Origin of the sequence: Solidesulfovibrio magneticus RS-1 (assembly GCF_000010665.1) — a bacterium.
Classification (GTDB): Bacteria; Desulfobacterota; Desulfovibrionia; order Desulfovibrionales; family Desulfovibrionaceae; genus Solidesulfovibrio; species Solidesulfovibrio magneticus.
The window spans coordinates 569,821-592,526 of record NC_012796.1 but is presented as its reverse complement, the minus strand read 5'-3'; the positions used below and the strand labels follow the sequence as shown (position 1 = coordinate 592,526).

Genomic DNA, 22,706 nt, shown 5'->3' with positions numbered 1-22,706 from the left:
GTGAACACCATCCCCGCCCTCATCGACAAGGCCGAGGCCAGCCTTCGCGCCGCGCGGCTGCTTGGCAGCGAGGGCTACCTCGATTTCGCCGTGGGTCGCCTCCACGCCGTCATGCGCTACGTGGCCGAGGCCTTCCTCATCCGCCACGGCTACCCCGTGGCCGATGCCGCCAACATCCCCTCGGCCTTTGCCCTGCACCTGACCGCCACCGGCTACCTGCCCGAAACCTTCAACCGATTCCTCACCGAAGCCGCCCGGCTGCGCGACCGGGCCGAAAACGAAACCGATACCGGCATAACCGCCGAAGACGTGTCCGAACAGATCGAACGGGCCAAGGCCTTCCTCTACCTCGCCCGGGAAGAACTCGCCGACACGCCCAAATCACCCCCGCACGCCGCCGCATAAGGAGTCCCACCGTGGAAAAACACGTTGAATGCCTCGAACTGCTCGCCATCGGCAAGAACCTGCCCCCCGATCTCGCCACTTACGCCTTCCGGGCCATGTACACCGGCGAAATGCCCGCCTCGTGCGTGGGCGCCTTCCTCATGGGCCTCAAGACCAAGGGCGAGGCCGCCGTGGAAATCGCCGCCGGCGTCACCACCGCCCTGGAACAGGCCCGGCTGGTCGAAGGCCTCACCGGCCCGCGCATCGACACCTGCGGCACCGGCGGCGACAACACTTGCTCGTTTAACTGCTCCACCGCCGTGGCGCTGTACCTCGCCGCCATGGGCCACAAGGTCGTCAAACACGGCAACCGCGCCGTGTCCAGCGCCTGCGGCAGCGCCGACGCCGTGGAATCCCTGGGCTTCCCCCTGGTCGTCGAACCCGACGCCGTGGCCGCCGAACTGGATAAGCACAATTTCGTGTTCCTCTTCGCCCCCAACTACCATCCGGCCTTCAAGCGCATCGGCCCCATCCGCAAGGAACTCGGCGCGCGCACGCTGTTCAACCTCATGGGGCCGCTTTTGAACCCCGCCCGGCCCACGCACCAGATTCTCGGCGTACCCACCTCGCGCCACGTGCCGCTCATGGCCGAGGTGCTGGCGCTCACCGGCCTGTCGCGCGGCGTGGTCGTCCACGGAGCCGGCGGCTTTGACGAGCTGACCCCGTTCGGCCCGGCCGACGTGTGTTGGGTGAAAGACGGCTGGCTCAAAAAGGAGCGCATCGACCCGGCCACCCTGGGCGTGTCCGAAAGCAAACTCGGCGACGTGGTGGTCTCGGGCCGCGACGAGGCCGTGGCCGTGCTGCAGGGCGTGCTCTCCGGCAAAGGCCCCCAAGCCATGCTCGACATGGTGGCCTTAAACCTCGGCTGCGCCCTGCATCTGCTCGAAGACGGCCTGACCCTGCGCCAGGGCGTGGACAAGGCCAAGGACGCCATCGCCCAGGGCGCGGCGGCCGCGTTTTTCAAGGACGTGTTCCATGCTTGAGAAGTTTCGGGCCGCCAAGGCGGCCGAAGTGCGCCGACTGGTCGGCCTTGAGGCGGCCCAGCAGCTGCCCGAGCCCTACAAGGGCAAACGGCCGTCGTTTTCCGACGCGCTCATCGCCAAGGCTCCCATGGCCGTCATCGCCGAGTACAAGCGGGCGTCGCCTTCCATGGGCGACATCAACCTCGGCCTTGGCCCCCACGACGTGGCCGCCATGTACGCCGCCTCGGGAGCCGCCGCCATCTCGGTCTTGACCGAGGAGACCTACTTCAAGGGGTCCCTGGACTACCTCGAAACCATGAGCCGTTGCGGTCTGCCACTTCTGCGCAAGGACTTCCTGCTCCATCCCTTGCAGGTGGTGCAGACGGCGGCCACCAAGGCCTCGGCCTTGCTGCTCATCGTGCGGATGCTCACCGATGTGGAATTAAACGAAATGCTGCGCCTGACCTACGACGCGGGCCTGGAAGCCGTGGTCGAGGTCTTTGACGAGCGCGACCTGGAACGCGCCGAAGCCGCCGGCGCGCACATCATCCAGGTCAACAACCGCGACCTGGATACGCTCAAAACCGACTTCGCCGTGGCCACCCGGCTGGCCGCCTACAAACGCCCCGGCCGGCTGTGGATCGCCGCCAGCGGCATCAAGACCCGGGCCGACGTGGAGGCCATGCAGGCCCTCGGCTTCGACGCCGTGCTGGTCGGCACCTCCATCATGGCCGAGGCCGACCCCGGCGCGGCCCTGGCCCGGCTGGCCGGGAGCGCGGCATGAGCGCGCCCCTGGCCAAGGTCTGCGGCATGACCCGGGCCGAAGACGTCGTCGGCTGCGCCGAGGCCGGAGCCGACCTGCTCGGCTTCATCTTCGCCGCCAAAAGCCCGCGCCGCCTGACCCCGGCCCAGGCGGCGGCCCTGCCGCGCGTCGCGGCCAAACGCGTGGGCGTTTTCGTGGAGCAAACCCTCGAAGAAGTGCTCAGCATCATGGCCGAGGCAGAACTCGATCTGGCCCAGCTCCACGGCGGCCAGGACCCGGAGTTCTGCCGGGCCGTGGGGCCGCACCGGGTCATCCGGGCCTTCTGGCCCCAGAAGCACCCGACCATAGGCAGCCTCGCCGCCGAGATGGCCGCCTTTGACGGCGCGGTCCGCTACGCGCTGCTTGACGCCGGCACCTCGGGCGGCGGCCACGGCACATCCCTGGATTTCAGCGCCCTGGCCGAACTCGCCCCGCCCATGCCGTGGCTTTTGGCCGGGGGCCTGGGGCCGGACAACGTGGCCGAAGCGCTGCGCATCGCCAAGCCCCACGGCGTGGACCTCAACTCCGGCGTGGAATCCTCGCCGGGCCTCAAAGACCTCCAAAAAGTCCGGAGGTCCCTTTGGTCCGTGAAGGGCGTGTAGTTTTTTAATCGGGGCGCTGCCCCGAGCCCCGCTGGGGGCCTGAGGCCCCCAGACCCCCCACTTGGGGGTGCGGCGTTCACCGCCGCCGACGTCGGAAATTTGCGCGCACCCATGCGCCACCCATGAAAAGTTTTTGGGAAGGGGTCCGGGGAAACCTTTTTTGCAAAAAAGGTTTCCCCGGCCGCCGGAGGCATCCTACTCATGACCATGCATAAAAAAGGCTACTACGGCGACTTTGGCGGGCAGTTCGTGCCGGAGCTGCTCATGCCGCCGCTGTTGGAACTGGAAGAGGCCATGCGCACCATCGTGCCCAGCGAGCCGTTCAAGAAGGAGCTCAATGCGCTGCTGGCCGATTACGTGGGCCGGCCGTCGCCGCTGTATCGCTGTCCCAACCTGTCCAAGGAACTGGGCTTTGATTTGTGGCTCAAGCGCGAGGATTTGAACCACACCGGCGCGCACAAGATCAACAACACCATGGGCCAGGGGCTTTTGACCAAGTACATGGGCAAGACGGCGCTTTTGGCCGAGACCGGGGCCGGCCAGCACGGCGTGGCCACGGCCACGGCCGCCGCCATGTTGGGCCTGGACTGCATCGTCTATATGGGAGCCGAGGACGTGGTGCGCCAGGCGCACAACGTCAAGCGCATGAAGCTGCTGGGGGCCGAGGTCGTGCCCATCGAGTCCGGCACCAAGACCCTCAAGGACGCCATCAACGCGGCCCTGCGCTATTGGATCGCCGAGCAGGCCACGACGCATTACTGTTTCGGCACGGCCGCCGGACCGCATCCGTTTCCCCTGCTCGTGCGCGAGTTCCAGGCCGTCATTTCCCTGGAAGCCCGCGCCCAGTGCCTGGACAAGATGGGCCGGCTGCCGGACTACGTGGTGGCCTGCGTGGGCGGCGGCTCCAACGCCATCGGCATGTTCCACCATTTCGTGCCCGACGAAACGGTCAAGCTCATCGGCGTCGAGGCCGGCGGCACGGGCGAGCCGGGCTGCTACCACAGCGCGCCCATAAGCCTTGGCACGCCCGGGGTGCTCCACGGCATGCGCACCATGCTGCTGCAAACCAGCGAAGGCCAGATCGAACCGTCCCATTCCGTGTCGGCCGGCCTGGATTATCCCGGCGTCGGCCCGGAGCACGCCCACTACGGGGCCAGCGGCCGGGTGCGCTACGACATCGCCGTGGACGATCAGGCCCTGGCCGCCTTCGAGGCGCTGTGCCGCCGCGAGGGCATCATCCCGGCCCTGGAGAGCTGCCATGCCGTGGCCTGGGTCCTCAATCACGCCGCCGAGATACCCAAAGGTTCCCAAGTCGTCGTCTGTTTGTCGGGACGCGGCGACAAGGACCTCGGCATCATCGAGGCCCACGAAGCCAAGCTTGGAGGCGCGAAATGAGCCAGTCCATCCTGACCACCCGCATCATGGAAGCCCTGGCCGCCGGGCGCAAGGCGCTCATCCCCTTCCTGCCCGGCGGTTTCCCGGACAAGGAGCGCTTTTTCGACGAACTGGCCGCCCTGGACGCCGGCGGGGCCGACATCATCGAGATCGGCGTGCCCTTCTCCGACCCCGTGGCCGATGGGCCGGTGGTGGAGCAGGCCAGCCTGGATTGCCTGCTCAACGGCACCTGTTTGTCGTGGCTTTTTTACGAGTTGGGCAAGCGCAAGGGCCAGTACCGGGCCGGGCTTGTGCTCATGGGCTACTACAACCCGTTTTTGCAGTACGGCCTGGAGCAGTTGGCCGCCGACGCGGCCGACGCCGGGGTGTCGGGCTTTATTGTCCCGGACGTGCCCCTTGAGGAGTCCGGCCCGCTGCGCGAGGCCCTGGACAAGCACGGCCTGGACCTCATCCCCCTGGTGGGGCTCAACACCTCCGAGGAGCGGCTGGCCGCCTACGCCCAAAACGCCCGGGGCTACGTCTACTTCGTGTCCGTGCTGGGCACCACCGGCATGCGGGAATCGCTGCCCACCGAGGTCAAGGAACGCCTGACCGCCGTGCGCCGCATTTTCAACGTCCCGGTGGCGCTCGGGTTCGGCATCAAATCCCCCGAGCAGCTCTACGCCTTTGGCGACCTCGTGGACGGCGTGGTCTTTGGGTCGGCGCTCATCGCCCACATCAAGGCCGGCGGCACGGCCGCCGAGTTCATGGCCCGCTGGCGCGGCTGACCGCATCTGATACGGGCGACCGCCTGCCGCCGCCGCGACCTGTCCATGGGACGGAAGCGGCGCGGCAAGCGGTCAAAGGCTCCCGGCCGGCCATGCGACCCGGCCGGGCAGCTCCCCTGTCGCGGGAAGCCGCCATGGACACCCTTTCCTACCCTGCCTATCTGCTGGCCCTCACCGCCGGCATGCTCACCCCCGGCCCGGCCATGCTCCAAGCCCTGAGCCTGGGCCTGCGCCACGGCGCGCGGCCCGTGGCCGCCGCCGCCCTGGGCAACGTCTGCGCCACCCTCGCCCAGGTGGCGGCCGTGCTGGCCGGCCTGGCCTTCCTGGCCCGGGAACCGCTGCTCCTGCGCCTTATCTCCCTGGCCGGCGCGGCCTATCTCGGTTGGCTGGGGCTGTGTCTGTGGCGCGCCCCGGCCAGGCTTGCCCTGCCCGAGGCCTCCCGGGCCAGCCTCACCGGCCTTTTTGCCCAGGGGCTGGGCGTGGCCGCTTGCAACCCCAAGGCCTGGGGATTTCTGGCCGCCATGCTGCCGCGTTTCGCCGCCTCGGGCGCGGTTGACGCCGCCACCCTGGCCCTGACCGCCGGCCCGGTGTGCCTGCTGGGATTCGGCGGCATGATGGCCTACGCCCGTTTCGGGGCCTGGCTGGCCAGCCGGCTGGCCTCGCCGGCCGCCCTGCGCCGGGTTTTTCGGATCATGGCCGTGGTCATCTGGGCCTGCGCCGGCTTTTTCGCCGCCGCCCGATTCCCCTGAAACCGGGTTTGCGATATGAATACAGCCATGCCCCAATGCGCCAAAATCCTCTTTGTCGACGACGAGGGCGCGGTGCTTGATTCCCTGCGCCGCAACCTCGGCCGCTGTTATGACATGGAGACCGCTGTCGGGCCGGAAGAAGGCCTGCGCCGGCTGGAAACGGCCGGCCCGTTCGCCGTCATCGTCTCCGATCTGCGCATGCCCGGCATGGACGGCGTGGCCTTTTTGGCCAAGGCCCGGGAACTCGCCCCCGAGGCCGTGCCGCTCATGCTCACCGGCCACGGCGACCTCGACGCGGCCATGGCCGCCGTCAACGAAGGCCGCATCTTCCGGTTTTTGACCAAGCCCTGCCCGCCCGACATCCTGGCCCGCTCCCTGGACGCCGCCCTGGCCCAGTACCGGCTGGCCGCCGCCGACCGGGAACTGCTGCGCGTCACCCTGGAAAACGCCCGCCTCAAGGAGGACGTGGAGCGCATCCTGCGCCACGACCTCAAGACGCCCCTGACCACCATCGTCAGCCTGCCCCAGGTCATGGCCGAGGACGAAAACCTGACCAGCGACCAGCGCGAGATGCTTTCGCTCATCGAGGACGCCGGCTACACCATCCTCGGCATGGTCAACCTGTCGGCGGCGCTGTATAAAATGGAGCGTGGCCAGTACCAGCTGGAGCCGGCCGAGGTCGATCTAGTGCCCATGCTGCGCAAGCTCTTCGCCAGCCACGCCGACACGGCCAGACGCCGGGAACTCGCCCTGACCCTAAGCCTCGACGGCCGGCCCGACAGCCCCGAAGCCGCCTGCCTCGTGCGCGGCGAATCACTCCTGTGCTGTTCCATGCTGGCCAACCTCATGGCCAACGCCATGGAAGCCTCGCCCCAGGGCGGGACGGTGTCGGTGGAACTGCGTCGGGAAGGGGAAACGGTGCGCGTCGCCATCGCCAATCAGGGCGAGGTGCCGCAGAGCATTCGGGATCGGTTTTTCGAGAAGTACGTCACGGCCGGCAAACCCAAGGGGACCGGACTTGGGGCCTATTCGGCCCGGCGCGTGGCCCTGGCCCACGGCGGAGACATCGTCATGGAAACGGGCGGGGGCGAAACGACCCTTACCGTATCCCTGCCCGCAGCCTGACCAGGCTCGGGCAGCGGTCGCACACGGCGTGGAGCTTTTTGGCCAGGGTGTCCGGGGAAAACGGTTTGACCACGTAGTCCGTGACCCCGGCCTGGGCGGCCGTGACCACATGGTCGGCATGGGCCTCGGCCGTCACCATGATGACCGGCAACTGCCCGTGGCGCTCGCTTTTGCGGATGCGCTCCAGAAGCGACAGCCCGGACAGGCGGGGCATGTTCCAGTCGAGCAGCACCAGATCGATGCGCCCGGTGTTGATGATGCCCCAGGCCTCGTCCCCGTCTTCGGCGAACTGGACGTTTTTGAGTCCCAACTGGCGCAGGATGAAGGCAATGGTCTTGCGCATGGGTGCTGGTCGTCCACGATGAGGATGCTCATGGCGGGAGGCAGGCGTACGGCGGCATGTTCCTGCGGCGTCATGGAGCCACCCTACGACGCCGGCCGCCAAAAAGCCACGCCCGGCCAAGCCGTTTGGCGCAAAATCAGTCGCAGCGGTGGCGGCTGCAAGCCCCTTCGCGGGTGAAGACCACGGACTCGGCGATGTTGGTGCACTGGTCGCACACGCGCTTTAAGCCATGGGCGATGAAACAGACCTGCACCGCCCGCTCCACCGGCCGGGCCGCGTCGCGCATGAGCTCGGCCATCTCCTTGAGAATGGTGACGTTGAGCTCCAGAATCTCGTCGGATTCCTCGCACAACCGCCGGGCCATGGTCAGGTCGAGATTGGTGAAGCAGTCGGCGGTATGGGCCAGGAAGTCCCGGGTGGCCTCGGCCAGCTCCACGAGCTTGGGCGGCGGGGCTTGCGGGGCCAGCTCCATGAGAATAAGCCCGCGCTCGGCGATGTTGACGGCCTGGTCGCCGATGCGTTCGATGTCGCCGGCGCAGCGCATGCAGCCGACGATGGCCCGCAGATCGCCGGCCACGGGCTGGTGCAGGGCCAGTATCCGCAGCACCTCGGCGTCCAGCGAGCATTCCAGGGCGTCGATGGCGGCGTCGCCGGAAATGACCGCGTCGGCCAGGGCCGGGTCGCGCTCGAACACCGAGCGCACGGCCGTGTCCACGGCCGCCTGGGCCAAGCGGAAGGCGGTCAGGGTTTCGGTCTTCAGGCGCTGCAAATCGGCTTCGATGAGGCGTTCCACGATTCCCCCGGGGCTGGTCTGGTTATATGCCGAATGCAAACCGTAACCGGCGGCGTCAGGCCTGACAAGGGGCGCGCCAAAATGTCACATTGGCCGGCCGGCCCGCCCTCAAAACATACGAAAGCCTTTTTTAAAAAAAATCATTGGGCTACCCCATTGCCCCCGGCAACTCCATAGGCACGTATCGTGGACGCGACACGAGGGGCCCTCCCGCCGGCCCGGCCTTGACGGGGCCGGCCGAAAAGCCCACACCCGCCCAAAAATGCATAGGGACGTCGTTATGCCTTTCCCCGCCGCCGGCGCGCCGGTTTTGACCCTGGTCACCGTCTGCATCGCCCAGTTCATGGCCCCGTTCATGCTGACCGCCGTGGGCGTGGCCCTGCCGTCGCTGGGCCGCGATCTCGGGGCCTCGGCCATGCAGCTGGGGCTTATCGAACAGCTTTATGTCGTGTCCCTGGCCATGGCCATGCTGGCCTTTGGCCGCCTGGGCGACATCGTAGGCCAGCGCAAGGTGCTGCTCCCGGGCCTGGCCCTATTCACCGGGCTGACCTGCTCCCTGGGCTTTGCCGGCTCGGTGGAGATGGTGCTCGTGCAGCGGTTTTTCCAGGGCCTGGGCGCGGCCATGGTGCTGTCCGGGTCCCTGGCCATGGTGGCGGCGGCCTATCCGCCGGAGATTCGCGGCCGCAAGATCGGGCTGGTTTCGGCCTGCACCTATGCCGGGCTGTCCGTGGGACCGGTCATCGGCGGCTGGGTCGCCGGCCATTTCGGCTGGCGCTACGTGTTTCTCATGTCCGTGCCCCTGGGGCTTTGCGCCACGGCCATGTGCCTGTTCGGGGTGCGCCAGGGTAAAGCCGCCGCCTCGGGCGAGGGCATGGACTGGCCGGGTGCTATGGCCTACGCGGCAAGCGTGGGCCTTATCATGCTCGGCGCGGCCCACGCCCGGGAGCTGCCTCTGGGACCGGCCATGATCGGCGGCGGACTCATCGGGCTGGCCTGTTTCCTGCGCCTGCAGGCCAACACACCCTGTCCGCTGCTGGACGTGTCGCTTTTACGCCAAAACCGGTTTTTCACCCTGAGCTGTCTGGCGGCCCTGGGCAACTACGCCGCCACGTTTGGCATCACCTTTCTCATGAGCCTGTATCTGCAATACGCCAAGGGGTTGCCGCCCCGTCTGGCCGGGCTGGCGCTTTTGTGCCAGCCGGTCATGCAGGTCATCGCCTCGCCCGTGGCCGGCCGGCTGGCCGAGCGGTTCGCTCCGGCCAAGCTGGCCACCGTCGGCATGCTCGTCAGTTCGGCCGGACTGCTCGCCTGCGCCGCCGGCATCGGCCAGGACACGCCGCTGTGGCTGCTCGGCCTGGAACTGGCCGTCATCGGCACGGGATTCGGGCTTTTCATCACGCCCAATTCCACGGCCATCATGGGCAGCGTGCAAAAGCGCCAGTTCGGCCTGGCCTCGGGCATGGTGGCCAGCATGCGCACGCTCGGCATGGCCGTGTCCATGACCAGCGTGACGCTCATTTTCGCCCTGCTCATGGGCGAAGCGGCCATCGGCCCGGACACGCTGCCGGCCTTTCTGACCAGCATGCGCATCGGGCTGACCGCCTTTGCCGCCTATTCCTGCCTGGGGGTCATCCTGTCGTTTCTGCGGGGGAAAACGCGCTGACGGCGTGGGGAAACCCGGCCCTAATGCAGCACCGGGAAAGCGGCGGTAAGTCCCGTGATGATGAACTGGATGCCCAGGGCCAGGGTAATCAGCCCAAAAATCTTGGTGAAGATGTCCATGCCGGTGCGGCCAAGAAACCGCACGATGGCCGGCGAATAATAAAACGCCAGATAGTTGACCACGCTCATGACGCAGATGGCTCCGCCGATGCGCAAAAGCCCGGCCATGGTGTGGGCGGATTCGGCGAACAGCACGATGGTCGAAATGGTGCCGGCCCCGGTGGTCAGGGGTATGGCGATGGGCACCACGGCCATGGGGATCATCCGCGACACGCTCACCGGCGGGAGTCCGTCGGCCTCGTCGCAGCTGCTTTTGAGCATGGACAGGCCGCTGGAGACCAAAAGCAGCCCGCCGGCGATGCGAAAGGCGGCGATGGAGATGCCGAAAAAGTCGAGCACCGCCGCGCCGATGAAAAGGGATATGGCCATGGTGGCCAGCGAACTGGCCGTGGCCACGCCGCACAGCCGATGCTGCACCGGGGTCTGCGCCCCCCGGCACAGGTTCATGAACAGCGGCAAGGCCGGGATGTTGTTGGCCACGGCGAAAAGGCCGAGCAGATAATGCTGGAAGGTCATGTCCAAGAAGCACTCTCTCTATGCGTTACAGTATTCTTGAATCACTCTCTTTACTATCTTCTTAAACACCGACACCACCTTGTAAACATCATATCTTTCAGTTCTAAATATCGAACCACTCCTGTGATGACTAATTTCATTCCTCAGCCTTGTAAAAACAGTTTCACGCTTATTGCATCCATGCGGAGAGATCAAGACTTCAACACCAGGACAAACAGAAGCAATTAATCTATCGACACCACCCTGCGACTCACCTTTGACAAGAGAACATAGTATATTATACAACAACATAAACTTTGTTATCTCATCAGACGAATCTAACGCAGCTCTATACATTGCGCTATAAGCCGCAAACAAAGGTCTGTCAGCACCTCCAAACAAACAAGAATCTCCAACATACACAGCTCTACACATATCTCTGTCAATTGAAATATTTATTGTCGGGACAACTACCCCGACTGTATTGTCTCCAGAAAAATCACCCCCGCAGAATTCAAAATCTGAAATACGTATTTCGAATTCAAAAAACAATACGTCGATAATTTTTTTGCAAAAATCTTCACAAACCACCTGAGCCTTTCTGGCGTAATTTCTATCCTCACAACAAAAAAAAGCATCAACATGCAAAATTCCTTCTCGACAATAAATTTTATAAGAAAAACCCAATCCATCTTCAGGACGATGCAGACAATCTTTAATCGCTAAGCTTGGAGCAACTGCTTTAAAATAAAGAGTATACTCATACATTCAATTCCTCCGTGAAGTGCGGAGGGAAAAACTCCATCTCCCTCCGCACTCCCAACTATTTGTAGTAGATCTTGATCTCGTTGGTGCCGGGCATGTCGTTGCCGGGCGTGGGGCGGCCGGCGGTGATGACCACCGGTTCGCCCTTCTCGAAATCCGGACACTCGTTCACGAAGTTCTCCACCTGCTCCATGTAGCCGCAATCGGCGCAGTCGAGCAGTCGGGGCTTTACGCCCCAGGCGAAGTTGAGAAACCGCATGACGCGGGGATCGGGCGTCATGGCGTAGATGTTCTGGCGCGGCCGGCGGGTGGAGGTCAGGCGCGCGTTGGCCCCGCTCACCGTGTGGCACAGGATGGCCTTGCTCTCCAGGTTGTCGGCCATGAGGCAGGCCGAGTAGGCCACGAACTTGCGCGGGTTTTTCTCCCGCTTGGGGGCGTAGGGCGAGGCGATGCGCTCCAGATAGTATTCCAGGGCGTTCTGGGAGATTTCCTGCATCACCTTGACCGTGTCCACCACATGGTCGCCCACGGCCGTCTCTTCCGAAAGCATGACGCAGTCCGCGCCGTCCAAAATGGCGTTGGCCACGTCGGTGCACTCGGCCCGGGTCGGGATGGGGTTTTTGACCATGGAAAGGAGCATCTGGGTGGCCACGATGACCGGCCGCTGGGCATGGCGGCAGGCCCGGATGATCTTTTTCTGGATGATGGGCAGCTCGGACATGGGGCATTCCAGGCCCAGGTCGCCGCGCGCCACCATCACCGCGTCGGTGACGGCCAGGATGGCGTCGAGGTTGTCCACGGCGTTTTGCCGCTCAAGCTTCGACACCACCGGCACCCACACCCCGTGGCGCTTGATCTCTTCCTTGGTCTGGATGACATCCTCAGCATTTTGCACAAAAGAGATGGCCACGGCGTCCACGCCGACGTCGAGGCCCTCGTGGAGGTCCTTGATGTCCTTTTTGGTCAGCGCCGGCAGGGGATGGTGCTTGCCCGGAAAAGCGATGCCCTTGTTGGACGAGAGCAGGCCGGCGTTCTGGGCCTCGATCTCATAGAGCCGGTCGGCCTTGATCTCCCGGGTGACGTGGAACTGGAGCAGCCCGTCGCTCAGGTTGACCGGCATGCCCACCCGCAGGCCGGCCAGAAGCGGCGGCACGTCCAGGGAGACGAACACGCGCTCGTCGCGGTCCGGGTCCGGGCGCTCGTCGGGCAAGCCCAGGAGCAGGGCCTCGCCCTTGGCCACGGTGCGCGGCGAACCCGCCACCTCGCCGATGCGGGTCTTGGGGCCGCACAGGTCGGCCATGGCCGTCAGCGGCACGCCGAGTTCGCTTTCGATGGCCCGGATGGTTTTGATGATGGGCGCGAAATAGGCCGCGTCGGCATGGGAGAAGTTGAGGCGGAAAATGCGCACGCCATGGCGGGCCATCTCCAGCATGACATCCGGGGACAGCGACGCGGGGCCGAGCGTGGCCACGATCTTGGTCAGCATGGTTTGCCTCCGTTTAAGGGGCCGCATCCGCCCGGGGTCGCCGGGAAAAAGCGGATGCAAGCCGGACGGGTTTGGGGTAAGACTACCCCCGGCTGGTTGCCGTTTTGCGTCATAGGCTTCTGTAATAGGGAGCGGGACGCAGGACAAGGCCCAATGCCGCGCACTCAAGGAGGAATTCGTCCCATGGCCAGCGAATCCGACAAGACCGGGGGCTGCTGCGGGCAGCGCTCCGGCCAGGAACCGTGCATGCCGCCGGTCTCCTTTATCACCTTCATTTTGTCCCTGGCCCAGTCGGCCATGGTGCTCATGGGCGAAGCCCCGGACCCGGAATCCGGCCGCACCCTGAGCAATCTGCCCGAGGCCAAGCACACCATCGACATCCTGGCCATGCTCGACTGCAAGACGCGCGGCAACCTGACGAGCGAGGAAAAAGAAGTGCTCGGCAGCCTCTTGTGCGATCTGCGCATGCTCTACGTCAAAAAGCAGTAACGAGGAAACCGCCATGCAGACCATCCCCGTGGGACTTGTCGGCGTCACCGGCTACACCGGCATGGAACTGGCCCGCATCCTGGCCGTCCACCCGTCCCTGACCCTGACGCGCGCCACCTCCCGGGCCGAGGCCGGAAAGCCGCTCAAAGCCATCTACCCGTTCCTGGAAGGCTTCCCGGCCGGCGAGGTGGCCATCACCGCCCCCGACGCCGCCGATCTGGCCGCCTCCTGCCGGCTCGTCTTCCTGGCCGTCCCCCACGGCGCGGCCATGGACTACGCCGCCGAACTGCTGGCCGCCGGCCTGAAAGTCGTTGATCTTTCGGCCGATTTCCGCCTGCTGGACGCCGGCATCTACGCCGCCTGGTACGGCCTGGACCACCGCCACCCGACGCTTTTGCCCGAGGCGGTCTACGGCCTGCCCGAACTTTACGGCGAGCAGTTGCATACAGCCAAGCTCACGGCCAACCCGGGCTGCTACCCGACCTCGGTCATCCTGGGTCTGGCTCCGGCGCTGCAAAACGGTCTGGTCGCCACCGACGACATCGTCTGCGACAGCAAATCCGGCGCGTCCGGGGCCGGACGCAAGGCCGCCGCGCCCATGCTTTTCTGCGAGGTCCACGACTCGTTTCGGGCCTACAATCTGGGCAAGCACCGCCACACCCCGGAGATCGAGCAGGAGCTGTCCAAGCTTTGCGGCGCGGCCATCACCGTGTCGTTTAATCCGCACCTGCTGCCCATCGACCGGGGCATCCTCTCGACGATCTACACCAAGCTCGCCGCGCCCATGAGCGTGGAAGAGGTCCGGGAGCTGTACGCCAAACACTACGCCAACGCCCCCTGGGTGCGCGTGCTGCCGGTCGGCAAGCTGCCCGAGACGCGCTTCGTTCGCGGCACGATGTTTTGCGACATCGGGCTGGTGGTTGATCCGCGCACGGGCCGGCTCATCGTCGTCTCGGCCATCGACAACCTCTGCCGGGGCGCGTCGGGCCAGGCGGTGGCCTGCGCCAACCTCATGTCCGGCCTGCCGGTCAATGCCGGGCTTAATCTCGCGCCCATGATGCCGTAAAGGCGGGGCGGCAACCGCTTCCAAAACCGCGGTTGCCGCCCCACACCCCTGCCTTTTCCCCAAACCTGCAATGGTTGCCACGGCGGAGGTCTGCCATGACCATGGACAACGTGCGCCGGCTCTACGAGCGCTTCGAGACCGACAAGGAGCTGCGTAAGAAGCTCTACATGGCCGAAGGCAAGGACGCCCGCGAGGCGGCCCTGCGCGAGGCCGGGCTTTTTTTCACCGACGCCGAGTTCGACGAGATGATTGATCCGCTCCACGTCAAATGCCAGACCGTGGAAGAGGCCGAGCGGTTTTTCGAATTCCGCAACTGGTGGGACATGCTTCGGAGAAGTTAGACCATGGACGAACAACAAGTCCCCCTGTCCCAGTGCGCCGTGTGCCCTTACGACTGGTCCGAGCGCTGGTGCCGGGCGGCCAAGGGCAAGGCCCCGGCCGACTGCCCGTCGCTTCGGCTGCGCGATCTGGCCGGCGCGTCGGTGGCCTGCATGACCGAAGGGGCCTGCGCCGCCTTCGCCAAGCAGGCCTCTCTCCAGGAAGCGGCCTGCTACGCCGGAGGCGAAGATGGCTACGCCGCCGTGCGGGCGATAAAGCCCCGCATCGTGGAGATCGTGGAATTCGCCCGGCGCATGGGCTACCAACGGCTCGGGCTGGCCTTTTGCATCGGCCTACGTTTCGAGGCCAAGGTGGTCCACGAGATCCTCACGACCAATGGCTTTGCCGTGGCCTCGGTGGGCTGCAAGGCCGGCGGCAAGGCCAAGGCGCTTTTGGGCATCGGCCCGGCCGAGCAGGTCGATCCCACCGCCGCCCACGAAACCATGTGCAACCCGGTGTTCCAGGCCTTGGCCCTCAACGAGGCCCGCACCGACTTCAACGTGCTGCTCGGCCTATGCGTTGGCCACGATTCGCTCTTTTTCAAGCACGCCGAGGCCATGGGCACGGTGCTGGCCGTCAAGGACCGGGTGTTTGGCCACAATCCCCTGGCCGCGATCTACCAATACGACACCTACTATCGGTATCTCAAGAATCCCTTGCCCGATTGAAGTTCCCCTGCCAAAGCGCTCTCGTAGCCCACACAACAAGCAGGCCTGAAAGAAGCAACTGTTGTCCTTGCGCTTCGTCTTCGTGAGCTTCAAGGACACGAAACGCAGCGGAGCATGTCGTGACCAACCTGTTTTGGACCAGCGAAACCTCGGTCATGCTGCTTCTCGGCCTGCCGACCGTAGCCTACCTGGTCATCGCCTATTGGCGCAACGCGCCGCCCATCCAGAACCTGTCGGAAACCATCGCCAACTTCAATCTCTTCAACTCCCTCTACTCCATCTTCCTGAGCATGGCCCTGGTCACCCTGCTCGTCAATTTCAACAACGTCCAGGACGACACGCGCCGGGAATCGGAAGCCATGGTCTCCATGGCCCGACTGCTCAACGGCCTGGACGACGCCGCCGGGGCCAAGCGGGCCCTGGTCGATTACGCGACGGCCGTGGTCCGCTACGATCTGCCGGCCATGGCCCAAGGGGAAATGTCGCCCGAGGCCCACGCCGCCATCGACGGGCTCTGGAACCAGGCCTACAAGCTGCAACCCACGACCAAAGCCCAGGAATCCCTCACCCGCCTTTTGCTGCAAGACCTCGCCGACATCACCAAATGCCGCCTGACCCGCCGCATCAAGGCCAAGGAAAACCTGCACCCCATGATCTTCGGGCTCATCGTGGCCGGCTATTACGTCATGCTCATCAAGACCTGGCTCACCCGCGTGGGCAACCGCAAGACCCAGCTCGTCTTCGAGCTGCCCATGTTCGCCATGATCATCCTGGTCATCACGGTCATTGAGGACCTCAACACGCCGTTCGTGGGCATTGTGAACATCGACACGTCGTTTTTCGACTACGCCCTCAAACGCGTCAGCGAACTGGCCGGGCTGCCAAGGCCATAAGGCCACGCCGCCTGACGGCCGACAGCCGGCCGGCCCGGGCGATTTCCCCGAACCGGCCGGCGCTTCAATCAACCCGGGCCGCGAATCCCTGGGCGGCGTGGCCGGCCACGATGGCCTCGGCCAGCCGGTCCAGGGCGGCATACGTCTCCGGGGTGGGCAGGCCCTTGCACAGGACCGGCTCCAGCACCTCGGCCTTAATGTTGGGCACCATGCCGGCCAGGACCTCCACCGTGCGCCCGCCCCAGCCATACGAGCCGATGATGGACAGGAACTTGGCCTTGGGCCGCAGGGCGTTGGCCAAAAAGGCGGCATGGGCGGCCAGGGGATGCGGCCCGGCCAGGACCGTGGGCGCGCCGACCACGATGGTTCCGGCATCCAAAAGGGCCATAGCCAGCTTGCCGACGTCGGCCACGGCCAGATTGAACAGTTCCACCGCCGTCCCCCGGGCGACCAAGGCGGCCGTCAGATGCTCGACCATGCGCCGGGTGCTGCCGTGCATGGACACGAAGGGCAAGGCGACCAGATTGGCCGGCGCAGCCGTGGCCCACTGCCGGGTGGCGGCCACGATCCAGTCGGGCTTGTCGTAGACCTGGCCGTGGCTGGGGGCGATCATGGCCATGGGCAGGCCGGCCAGCTTGTCCAGGTTCTTTTCGATCATGGGCCGAAACGGGGCCATGATCTCGGCGAAGTAGCGTTTGGCCGCCTCGCGCACCCGGCACGGGTCGGTGACGAACAGCTCCGAGGCGGCGATGTGGGAACCAAAGAAGTCGCAGCTAAAAAGGATGCGGTCCTCGGCCAGGTAGCTGGCCATGGTCTCGGGCCAGTGCACCCAAGGCAGATGCAGGAAGGTCAACGTCTTGCCGCCAAGCTCCAGCCGGTCCCCGTCTGCCACGGCCTCCACCCGGTCCTCGGGGAGTCGCAGCAGATCATGGAGCATGGCCTTGCCCTTGGCCGTGGCCATCACCCTGGCTTCGGGATAGCGCTCAAGGAGCAAGCCGATGGCCCCGGAATGGTCCTGCTCCGCGTGCTGGCTGATGATGTAGTCCAGGCGCGGCACGTCGGCCAACTGGGCTAAAAGCGTATCGGTCATGGCCGGTTCCACGGCGTCGAGAAGGGCCGTCTTGTCCGTGCCCTGCACGAGATAGGCGTTATACGAGGTGCCGTCGGGCAGGGGCACGAGGTCGTCGAAAAGCCGCCGGTCCCAGTCCACCGCGCCAAGCCAATAAACGCCCGGGGCCATCAGTTTTTTTTGCATGACTTGCTCCTTGTCGTTTCTCGGCCGCGCACGGCCCGGCCGGTGAAAGCTCTGGGGCCGCAACAACACGATTGCGCCCTGCATCCATCGCGTCTTGTCCGTTTCCCCACGGCTAGGCCTCCTGGGTGCAACAGCCGCCCAGCCGCCCTTGGCCGGCCATTGCTGGCGAAAGCGGAAAAGGTTTTGGAAGGAAGCTAGCACGCAGGCCGACTTGTTCACAAGGAAAAGCAACAGAAGGCGGATGTCGGCGACGATGCCCGACGCGTCACCGACGACCGGGGCCGACCGGCGGCGGCCGGCCAGGGTGGCACGGCAGGCCGTCCCCCTTGCGCCATGGCCGAAAACTCCACGCGCCGCTTGGCCGCCCCTGGGACGGCGAACGCAAAAAAGCCCCAGTCGCGGCCAGCGACAGGGGCTTGGTAAAAACGCGGACCCGAAGGCCGGTCGGCTATTCTTCCTCGATGCCGTTGCGGTCGTCCACCACGCGCTTGGTCTTGCCGAAGGTGCGCGGCAGCGTGCCCGGAGCCATGATCTCCACCCAGCCGCGCACGAAGAGGTGCTTGCGCATTTCGATGGAAATGGCCTCGGACAGGTTCTGGTCCAGCTCGGGCCCGGTGCCGGGCTTGCGCTCCACCTTGACCACCATCTGGTCGCGGCCGTCGCGGCGCAGCAGGCGAATCTGGAACTCGCTGTCCACGTCCTTGAAATGCTCCAGCACGCTGGCGATCTGGCCGGGGTAGATGTTGACCCCGCGAAACACGAACATGTCGTCGGAACGGCCGAGAATCCGGTCGTGGCGCGGCATGGACAGGCCGCACGGGCACGGCTCGGGCAACTGGCGGGTGAGGTCGCGGGTGCGGTAGCGAATCAGCGGCGCGGCTTCCTTGCACAGCGAAGTGACCACCATCTCGCCCACCTCGCCCGGGGCCACCGGGGTGAGCGTCACCGGATCAAGGACTTCCAGGATGAACTTGTCGGCCCAATAATGGATGCCCTGGTGGGCCGTGCATTCCAGGCCCGCGCCGGGACCGTAAAGCTCGGTCATGCCGGTGATGTCGAAGCTCTCCTCGATGCCCAGCCACTTCTCGAAGCGCCGCCGCATCTTGTCGGTGTGGGTCTCGGCCCCGAAAATCACCTTTTTGAGCTTCACGCGCTTGCGCAGGTCGCGCTTGTGGACCTCCTCGGCCAAAAGCAGGGCCATGGAGGCGGTGGAGCACAGGCAGGTGGAGCCCATGTCTTCCAGAAGCTGCAAGTGGATTTCCATGTTGCCCGGCCCCACCGGCAGGGCCATGGCCCCGAAATGTTCGCAGCCCAGCTGAAAGCCGGCCCCGGCCGTCCACAGGCCGTAGCCCACGGCGATCTGCACCCGGTCCAGGGTGGTCAGGCCGGCCAGCTCGTAGCAGCGGGCGAACATCTCCTTCCAGGTATCGATGTCGCGCTGGGTATAGGCCAGGATCTTGCGCTTGCCGGTGGTGCCGGACGAGGCGTGGATGCGCACCACCTCGGTCTCGGGCACGGACAGAAGCGGCAGGGGATAGCCCTGGCGCAGGTCCTCGACGGAGGTCAGCGGCAGGCTGGTCAGGTCGTCCAGGGTCAGGTTCTGGCCGGGTTCGTAGCCGGCCTCGGCCAGGCGTTCCCGGTAGACCGGGCTGCCGGCAAAGGCATGGCGGCAGGTCCAGTTGAGGCCGGAGGCCTGAATGTCGGCGATGGCTTCGGCGGAAAGATCGGGCAAAAAACGGTATGCAGACATGGACGGCTCCGAGTGGGCGGGATCGGTGGGGGCTTTTATCCGAAAACCGCGATAAAGAAAACGCCCACCACCATCACCGCTGCGCCGGGCAGACGGTGGGCCAGGTCGGGCTCGCGAAAAACCGCCGCGCCAAGGAGCACGCCGAAAATGATGCTCAGGCGTTTGACGGCAATAACGTAGGACACCTGCGTAAGCGGCAGGGCGTGCATCTGGCAGAAAAGGCCCACGGCTTCCAGAAAGCCGGCCGTGAGGATGGCCCAGGGAAAGCCCGGCAGGGCGGCCAGGGAATGCTTGAGGGTTCGGCCCAGAAACGGCAGCAGCCCCAGGGCCGTAGCCGTGTAGACGCTGGCTCCCCACAGGGCCGGGGACGAGGCTTGCAGCCCCAATTTGTCGATGTTGGCCCCGATGCTCCAAACCACGGCCACGGCCAGCATCAGCCGCGAACCGGCGTTGGTGAAAAGCGCCCGCACCGGGCCGAGCAGCCCGTGGCGGCGCTCCCGGAGATTAAGGACGTAAGCCCCGACAACCACCAGGGCGATGCCCACAAGTCCGCCTGGACGCGGAAACTCCCCAAGGGTTATGGGAGAGGTGATGAGCAAAAAAAGCGGCGTGAAGGCCAGCATGGGCAGGGTCAGCGACAAATCGCCGCGCGACAGGGCCAGGCCGTAAAGCCAGTAGGTCAGGCCGCCAAGCGCCCCGCCAAGGGCTAAAAGCGGCCAAAAGGACGGGGCCAGAACGACCTCGGCCGTGGGCGCGGCAAAAAGCCACAGGAACATGGCCGCGCCGGCGCTGTAGAGAAACATGGCCAGGGTCGGATCGGTCCGGCCCATGGCGGCTTTGAGGAAGGTGTCCTTGACCGCCTGGGTGGCGGCAGTGGTGAGGGAAAGCCAGAACCAGTGCATATTGCCCAATTGCCAACATAACGGATGTTATGTTTGAAAATATGTAAACGCATCCGTGGATATGGCTGGTTCCGGCTGCACTATGGCAGCGTAACCGAAACACGGCCCGCCGTGCCTGAATAGCCCGGCCGCGCGGGCCGCGTGCCGGGCACGGTACAGAGGCCGGCGGGCAAGGGCAAGGAACTTCGGCCGCCGGGCGGATGCCCGGTTGCCAAAGGAGAACGGCATGGAGTGGGGGCAGGTGTTTCCGCTGGCCCCGGCGGCGCTCAAGACCGGCTGGTTGACGGCGCTGTTCGGGGGCATGTTGGTGCTGTGGGTGGGACTGTTCTTTTTCATCACCCACATGATCCAGGGCGCGGCCTCGGCGCGCATCGCCGTTTCCGGCGGCGTGCTTTCGGCCAAGGGCGGCTTCTACGGCCGCGACATCGCACTTGCCGACGTGGACGCGGCCGGCGCGTATCGCCTGGACCTCAGCCAGGGCGGCCCCAAGGGCCTCAAATGGCGCACCAACGGCGTGGGCCTGCCGGGGCTGGCCGCCGGCTGGTACCGGCTGACCGGCGGCGAAAAGGCCCTGGTCTTCGTCACGGACAAGGCCCGGGCCGTCTACGTGCCCACGCGCCTGGGCTACGCCCTGGTGGCCAGCCCGGCCGACCCGGACGGGTTTCTCAACGCCCTGCGCCGGGCGGCCGACGACGCCGCCAAGGACGCCGACGCGCCCCGGGCGTCGGACGCCCCGCCGCCGGCGGCCGGCCCGGCGACGTGAGGCGGAGGGGATGCCTCCGGCGGCCGGGGGCCTGAGGCCCCCGGACCCCCCGCATGGAGGAAAAGTTCAAGGGGTTTTGGCGACAGCGGCGGCCAACAGGTCGGCCGTTTCGATAAGCCCCCGCTCCCGGCCGCGTCGGCTCCCCCTCCCCCAGGGCCACGGGCACCATGAGCCAGCCATGGCGGCAATCCCCATAGAGCGCGTCAAAGGATGGATAGCGCGCGAGAAACGTCAGATAGTCGGCCACGGCGGCCAGACAGGTGGGCGTATCGGGCATGGGGCCTCGTAAGAAGAACCGGCTTCCCGCCGTGCCATGGGGGCTTACGAAAGTCCACTAGAGACGAGGCGACGCAAGGACGGCGACCAACCGTTGCTGTCGCCGACCAGTTGCAGCAGCCGGCCGACCGAACGGCAGCCTGCCGCTCTGCGACTATTGCCATGACAACTATACACTTTTGGAATTGCCTATTTTGCGACCAACCTCTTGCACTGGTCCATAAATTCTATATTATTAAAATAGTCTAAAAGTGACTGCCGGCCATAGGCGAACAGCTCCCGAGCCGACACATGGTCTGCACGAGACTGAAAAGCCGTAAACGTTCCTTGCTGTTTGGCGTAAACCTGCCGGCGTGACGCACAAAACCCAAGGACAAACGCCCTGGAGACAATTACGATGAAAGTTCTGCTGTCCGCCGCTGCCTTGCTGTCCGTGCTTTGCGCCGCCACTTTGGCCTTCGCCGGTTCCGACGACGCCAAATGGGTGGCGAAATGCATCTCGGACAACAAGGATGCCAAGGTCTCCATTGAAGTCGTCACCAAGTACTGCACCTGCATGAACAACAAGATGGACGACAACGAAACGCTGTCCATCACCGCCTGGGAAAAGACGCATCCGACCGAACAGGCCGCCTGCGACAAGGAATCGGGCTGGACGAAATAGGTTTTCGCGCGTGCGGGACAACCACGTGCCCGCCCCCAAAACAAACGACCGGAACCTGTGGGGGGTTCCGGTCGCCGTCGTGGGGTTGGAGGGTTTTGGAGGTTGTGTGGGATGCGATGTATGGCTTGCCGGACCATGCGTCGTCCGGTTTGCTTGTGCTTTCGTATCGGGCCGGGCCGCCTGCGCCAGACGCCACTGGACAGGCGACCGCCCGGCTCCGGGTTGCCCCGTCGCGTTGGAATTATTTCTAGATCAATTGAGATTAAGAATCAAGATCAAAAATTAGCCTTTGTTAACGAAATCCCGAGGGCAACAAATATCCCGCTCGAACTGACGGTTGCCATACGCTCCGCACAGGCCGCAAGAGTCGAAAAACGGAACACCGTCCAGCGTCCTCAAAACCGCAACCCGCTTTTTGAGAACCCAAACAGGAAGGGCTGCCCCTGGCGCGGAAGGCTCGAAACGGCAAGCCCTGAGGTGACGCTACCGGCCGCGACGACGCAGGCAGGCCGCCCCCAGGCCCAGGTTGGCCAGCAGGCTCAAGCCCAAAGCCACGTCGCGCCAGTTCGGCCCGATGCCGGCCGTGGAAGCGGCCTGGGCGGGCATGGCTGCAAGGGCGGACGCAGTCATCGTGGCCGCGCCGGACTGTTGCGGCGCCCCGGGCTGGCCGGGTTGGCCTGTAACATCCCCAACCCCGCCGGCCGTCTGACTGAAAACGCCGGGGTTCGTTCCGGCAGCTTTCGCCCCGCCGGATGAGCCAAGCGCGGACGTCGCGCCAACCGCGACCTCCCGCTCGGCCCGATGGCCCTGGCCGTCACTGGCGGCCACGCGCCACACGCCGCTGCCCGACGGCAGGAAGGCGAACCCTCCCTTGCCGTCGGTGCGGGCGCTTTGGTGGACGGTCCCGTCCGGGGCCGTCACCTGGACCTGGGCAAAGGCCATGGCTTCCCCGTCGGCGTAGAGGAAGACCATGGCCCGGGCCGCGCCCGGGTCCAGCTCGCGCGAGCCGACGCCGTGGGCCATTGCCCCGGCCGGGTGCCAGACAGCTGCGACAAGGCACAGCGCCGTAAGCGCGAGGGGGAGGCGGAACAT

The 22,706-nt window shown here is 65.4% G+C and carries 25 protein-coding genes; 16 read left to right on the top strand and 9 right to left on the bottom strand.

All coding sequences use genetic code 11. The features are described 5' to 3' along the window. From DMR_RS02475 to DMR_RS02440, 8 genes are all read left to right on the top strand, one after another. Positions 1–405, top strand: coding sequence for a HEPN domain-containing protein (locus tag DMR_RS02475; RefSeq protein WP_012750102.1), 405 nt, complete (start codon positions 1–3; stop codon positions 403–405). 11 nt (positions 406–416) lie between these two features. After that, positions 417–1,427 (top strand): anthranilate phosphoribosyltransferase, encoded by a 1,011-nt coding sequence (gene trpD, locus DMR_RS02470; RefSeq protein WP_012750101.1) that lies wholly within the window; start codon positions 417–419, stop codon positions 1,425–1,427. Then, entirely contained in the window at positions 1,420–2,190 is a 771-nt protein-coding gene (locus DMR_RS02465) for an indole-3-glycerol-phosphate synthase (protein WP_012750100.1), read from the top strand. Before trpD ends, DMR_RS02465 begins: the two co-directional genes overlap by 8 nt. Continuing rightward, complete coding sequence (locus DMR_RS02460; protein WP_012750099.1) at positions 2,187–2,810, top strand: phosphoribosylanthranilate isomerase; 624 nt, start codon at positions 2,187–2,189, stop codon at positions 2,808–2,810. The genes DMR_RS02465 and DMR_RS02460 overlap by 4 nt, the downstream gene beginning before the upstream one ends. 201 nt (positions 2,811–3,011) lie before the next feature. After that, on the top strand, positions 3,012–4,205 hold the full coding sequence (trpB, locus tag DMR_RS02455) for a tryptophan synthase subunit beta (protein WP_012750098.1): 1,194 nt from the start codon (positions 3,012–3,014) through the stop codon (positions 4,203–4,205). Next, on the top strand, positions 4,202–4,972 hold the full coding sequence (gene trpA, locus DMR_RS02450; protein ID WP_012750097.1) for a tryptophan synthase subunit alpha: 771 nt from the start codon (positions 4,202–4,204) through the stop codon (positions 4,970–4,972). The genes trpB and trpA overlap by 4 nt, the downstream gene beginning before the upstream one ends. 134 nt (positions 4,973–5,106) lie before the next feature. After that, positions 5,107–5,721 (top strand): LysE family translocator, encoded by a 615-nt coding sequence (locus tag DMR_RS02445; protein ID WP_043599898.1) that lies wholly within the window; start codon positions 5,107–5,109, stop codon positions 5,719–5,721. A gap of 27 nt (positions 5,722–5,748) precedes the next feature. Beyond that, positions 5,749–6,846 carry a hybrid sensor histidine kinase/response regulator gene (locus DMR_RS02440; RefSeq protein ID WP_043599895.1) on the top strand — a complete coding sequence of 366 codons (1,098 nt, stop codon included), beginning with the start codon at positions 5,749–5,751 and terminating at the stop codon, positions 6,844–6,846. Here the strand turns inward: DMR_RS02440 and DMR_RS02435 are convergent. Continuing rightward, on the bottom strand, positions 6,821–7,189 hold the full coding sequence (locus tag DMR_RS02435) for a response regulator (RefSeq protein ID WP_232502867.1): 369 nt from the start codon (positions 7,187–7,189) through the stop codon (positions 6,821–6,823). The two genes, DMR_RS02440 and DMR_RS02435, sit on opposite strands and share 26 nt — an antisense overlap. A 136-nt stretch (positions 7,190–7,325) precedes the next feature. Then, a complete protein-coding gene (gene phoU / locus DMR_RS02430) occupies positions 7,326–7,982 on the bottom strand; it encodes a phosphate signaling complex protein PhoU (RefSeq protein ID WP_012750093.1) in 657 nt (218 codons plus the stop codon). A 280-nt stretch (positions 7,983–8,262) separates the two neighbouring features. Here phoU and DMR_RS02425 point away from each other — a divergent pair, with 280 nt between their 5' ends. Further along, entirely contained in the window at positions 8,263–9,645 is a 1,383-nt protein-coding gene (locus DMR_RS02425) for an MFS transporter (protein ID WP_043599892.1), read from the top strand. Between the two features lie 20 nt (positions 9,646–9,665). Here DMR_RS02425 and DMR_RS02420 read toward each other — a convergent pair whose 3' ends face one another. From DMR_RS02420 to pyk, 3 genes are read right to left on the bottom strand one after another with little or no spacing between them, the layout of a single operon-like run. After that, a complete protein-coding gene (locus DMR_RS02420; protein ID WP_232502910.1) occupies positions 9,666–10,280 on the bottom strand; it encodes a MarC family protein in 615 nt (204 codons plus the stop codon). 18 nt (positions 10,281–10,298) lie between these two features. Beyond that, positions 10,299–11,027 carry a hypothetical protein gene (locus tag DMR_RS24195; RefSeq protein ID WP_148208340.1) on the bottom strand — a complete coding sequence of 243 codons (729 nt, stop codon included), beginning with the start codon at positions 11,025–11,027 and terminating at the stop codon, positions 10,299–10,301. 55 nt (positions 11,028–11,082) lie between these two features. Beyond that, positions 11,083–12,510, bottom strand: coding sequence for a pyruvate kinase (gene pyk, locus DMR_RS02415; protein WP_012750090.1), 1,428 nt, complete (start codon positions 12,508–12,510; stop codon positions 11,083–11,085). A gap of 183 nt (positions 12,511–12,693) precedes the next feature. Here pyk and DMR_RS02410 point away from each other — a divergent pair, with 183 nt between their 5' ends. From DMR_RS02410 to DMR_RS02390, 5 genes are all read left to right on the top strand, one after another. Beyond that, positions 12,694–12,999, top strand: coding sequence for a DUF1844 domain-containing protein (locus DMR_RS02410; protein ID WP_043599889.1), 306 nt, complete (start codon positions 12,694–12,696; stop codon positions 12,997–12,999). Positions 13,000–13,012: 13 nt separating this feature from the next. Further along, entirely contained in the window at positions 13,013–14,065 is a 1,053-nt protein-coding gene (argC, locus tag DMR_RS02405; RefSeq protein WP_012750088.1) for an N-acetyl-gamma-glutamyl-phosphate reductase, read from the top strand. Positions 14,066–14,160: 95 nt separating this feature from the next. Continuing rightward, the gene (locus DMR_RS02400) at positions 14,161–14,406 is read left to right on the top strand and encodes a Nif11-like leader peptide family natural product precursor (RefSeq protein WP_006921193.1); all 246 of its coding nucleotides are present in this window, start codon (positions 14,161–14,163) and stop codon (positions 14,404–14,406) included. Positions 14,407–14,409: 3 nt separating this feature from the next. Beyond that, positions 14,410–15,111 (top strand): DUF1847 domain-containing protein, encoded by a 702-nt coding sequence (locus tag DMR_RS02395; RefSeq protein WP_012750086.1) that lies wholly within the window; start codon positions 14,410–14,412, stop codon positions 15,109–15,111. 119 nt (positions 15,112–15,230) lie between these two features. Then, complete coding sequence (locus DMR_RS02390; RefSeq protein ID WP_012750085.1) at positions 15,231–16,004, top strand: DUF4239 domain-containing protein; 774 nt, start codon at positions 15,231–15,233, stop codon at positions 16,002–16,004. A gap of 64 nt (positions 16,005–16,068) precedes the next feature. On the opposite strand, the gene DMR_RS02385 is transcribed toward DMR_RS02390, so the two are convergent. The 3 genes from DMR_RS02385 to DMR_RS02375 all read right to left on the bottom strand — a co-directional run bounded on the left by DMR_RS02385 (position 16,069) and on the right by DMR_RS02375 (position 19,911). Then, positions 16,069–17,259: an FprA family A-type flavoprotein gene (locus tag DMR_RS02385; protein ID WP_012750084.1), complete on the bottom strand. Its 1,191-nt coding sequence runs from the start codon at positions 17,257–17,259 to the stop codon at positions 16,069–16,071. A 448-nt stretch (positions 17,260–17,707) separates the two neighbouring features. After that, the gene (locus tag DMR_RS02380; protein ID WP_012750083.1) at positions 17,708–19,009 is read right to left on the bottom strand and encodes a phenylacetate--CoA ligase family protein; all 1,302 of its coding nucleotides are present in this window, start codon (positions 19,007–19,009) and stop codon (positions 17,708–17,710) included. 35 nt (positions 19,010–19,044) lie between these two features. Then, positions 19,045–19,911 carry a DMT family transporter gene (locus tag DMR_RS02375; RefSeq protein WP_012750082.1) on the bottom strand — a complete coding sequence of 289 codons (867 nt, stop codon included), beginning with the start codon at positions 19,909–19,911 and terminating at the stop codon, positions 19,045–19,047. Positions 19,912–20,137: 226 nt separating this feature from the next. Between DMR_RS02375 and DMR_RS02370 the strand changes: the two genes are divergently transcribed. Next, positions 20,138–20,674, top strand: coding sequence for a PH domain-containing protein (locus tag DMR_RS02370; protein ID WP_012750081.1), 537 nt, complete (start codon positions 20,138–20,140; stop codon positions 20,672–20,674). A gap of 673 nt (positions 20,675–21,347) precedes the next feature. Then, positions 21,348–21,614 carry a hypothetical protein gene (locus tag DMR_RS02365; protein WP_012750080.1) on the top strand — a complete coding sequence of 89 codons (267 nt, stop codon included), beginning with the start codon at positions 21,348–21,350 and terminating at the stop codon, positions 21,612–21,614. Positions 21,615–22,097: 483 nt separating this feature from the next. On the opposite strand, the gene DMR_RS02360 is transcribed toward DMR_RS02365, so the two are convergent. Next, positions 22,098–22,706: a carboxypeptidase-like regulatory domain-containing protein gene (locus tag DMR_RS02360; RefSeq protein WP_012750079.1), complete on the bottom strand. Its 609-nt coding sequence runs from the start codon at positions 22,704–22,706 to the stop codon at positions 22,098–22,100.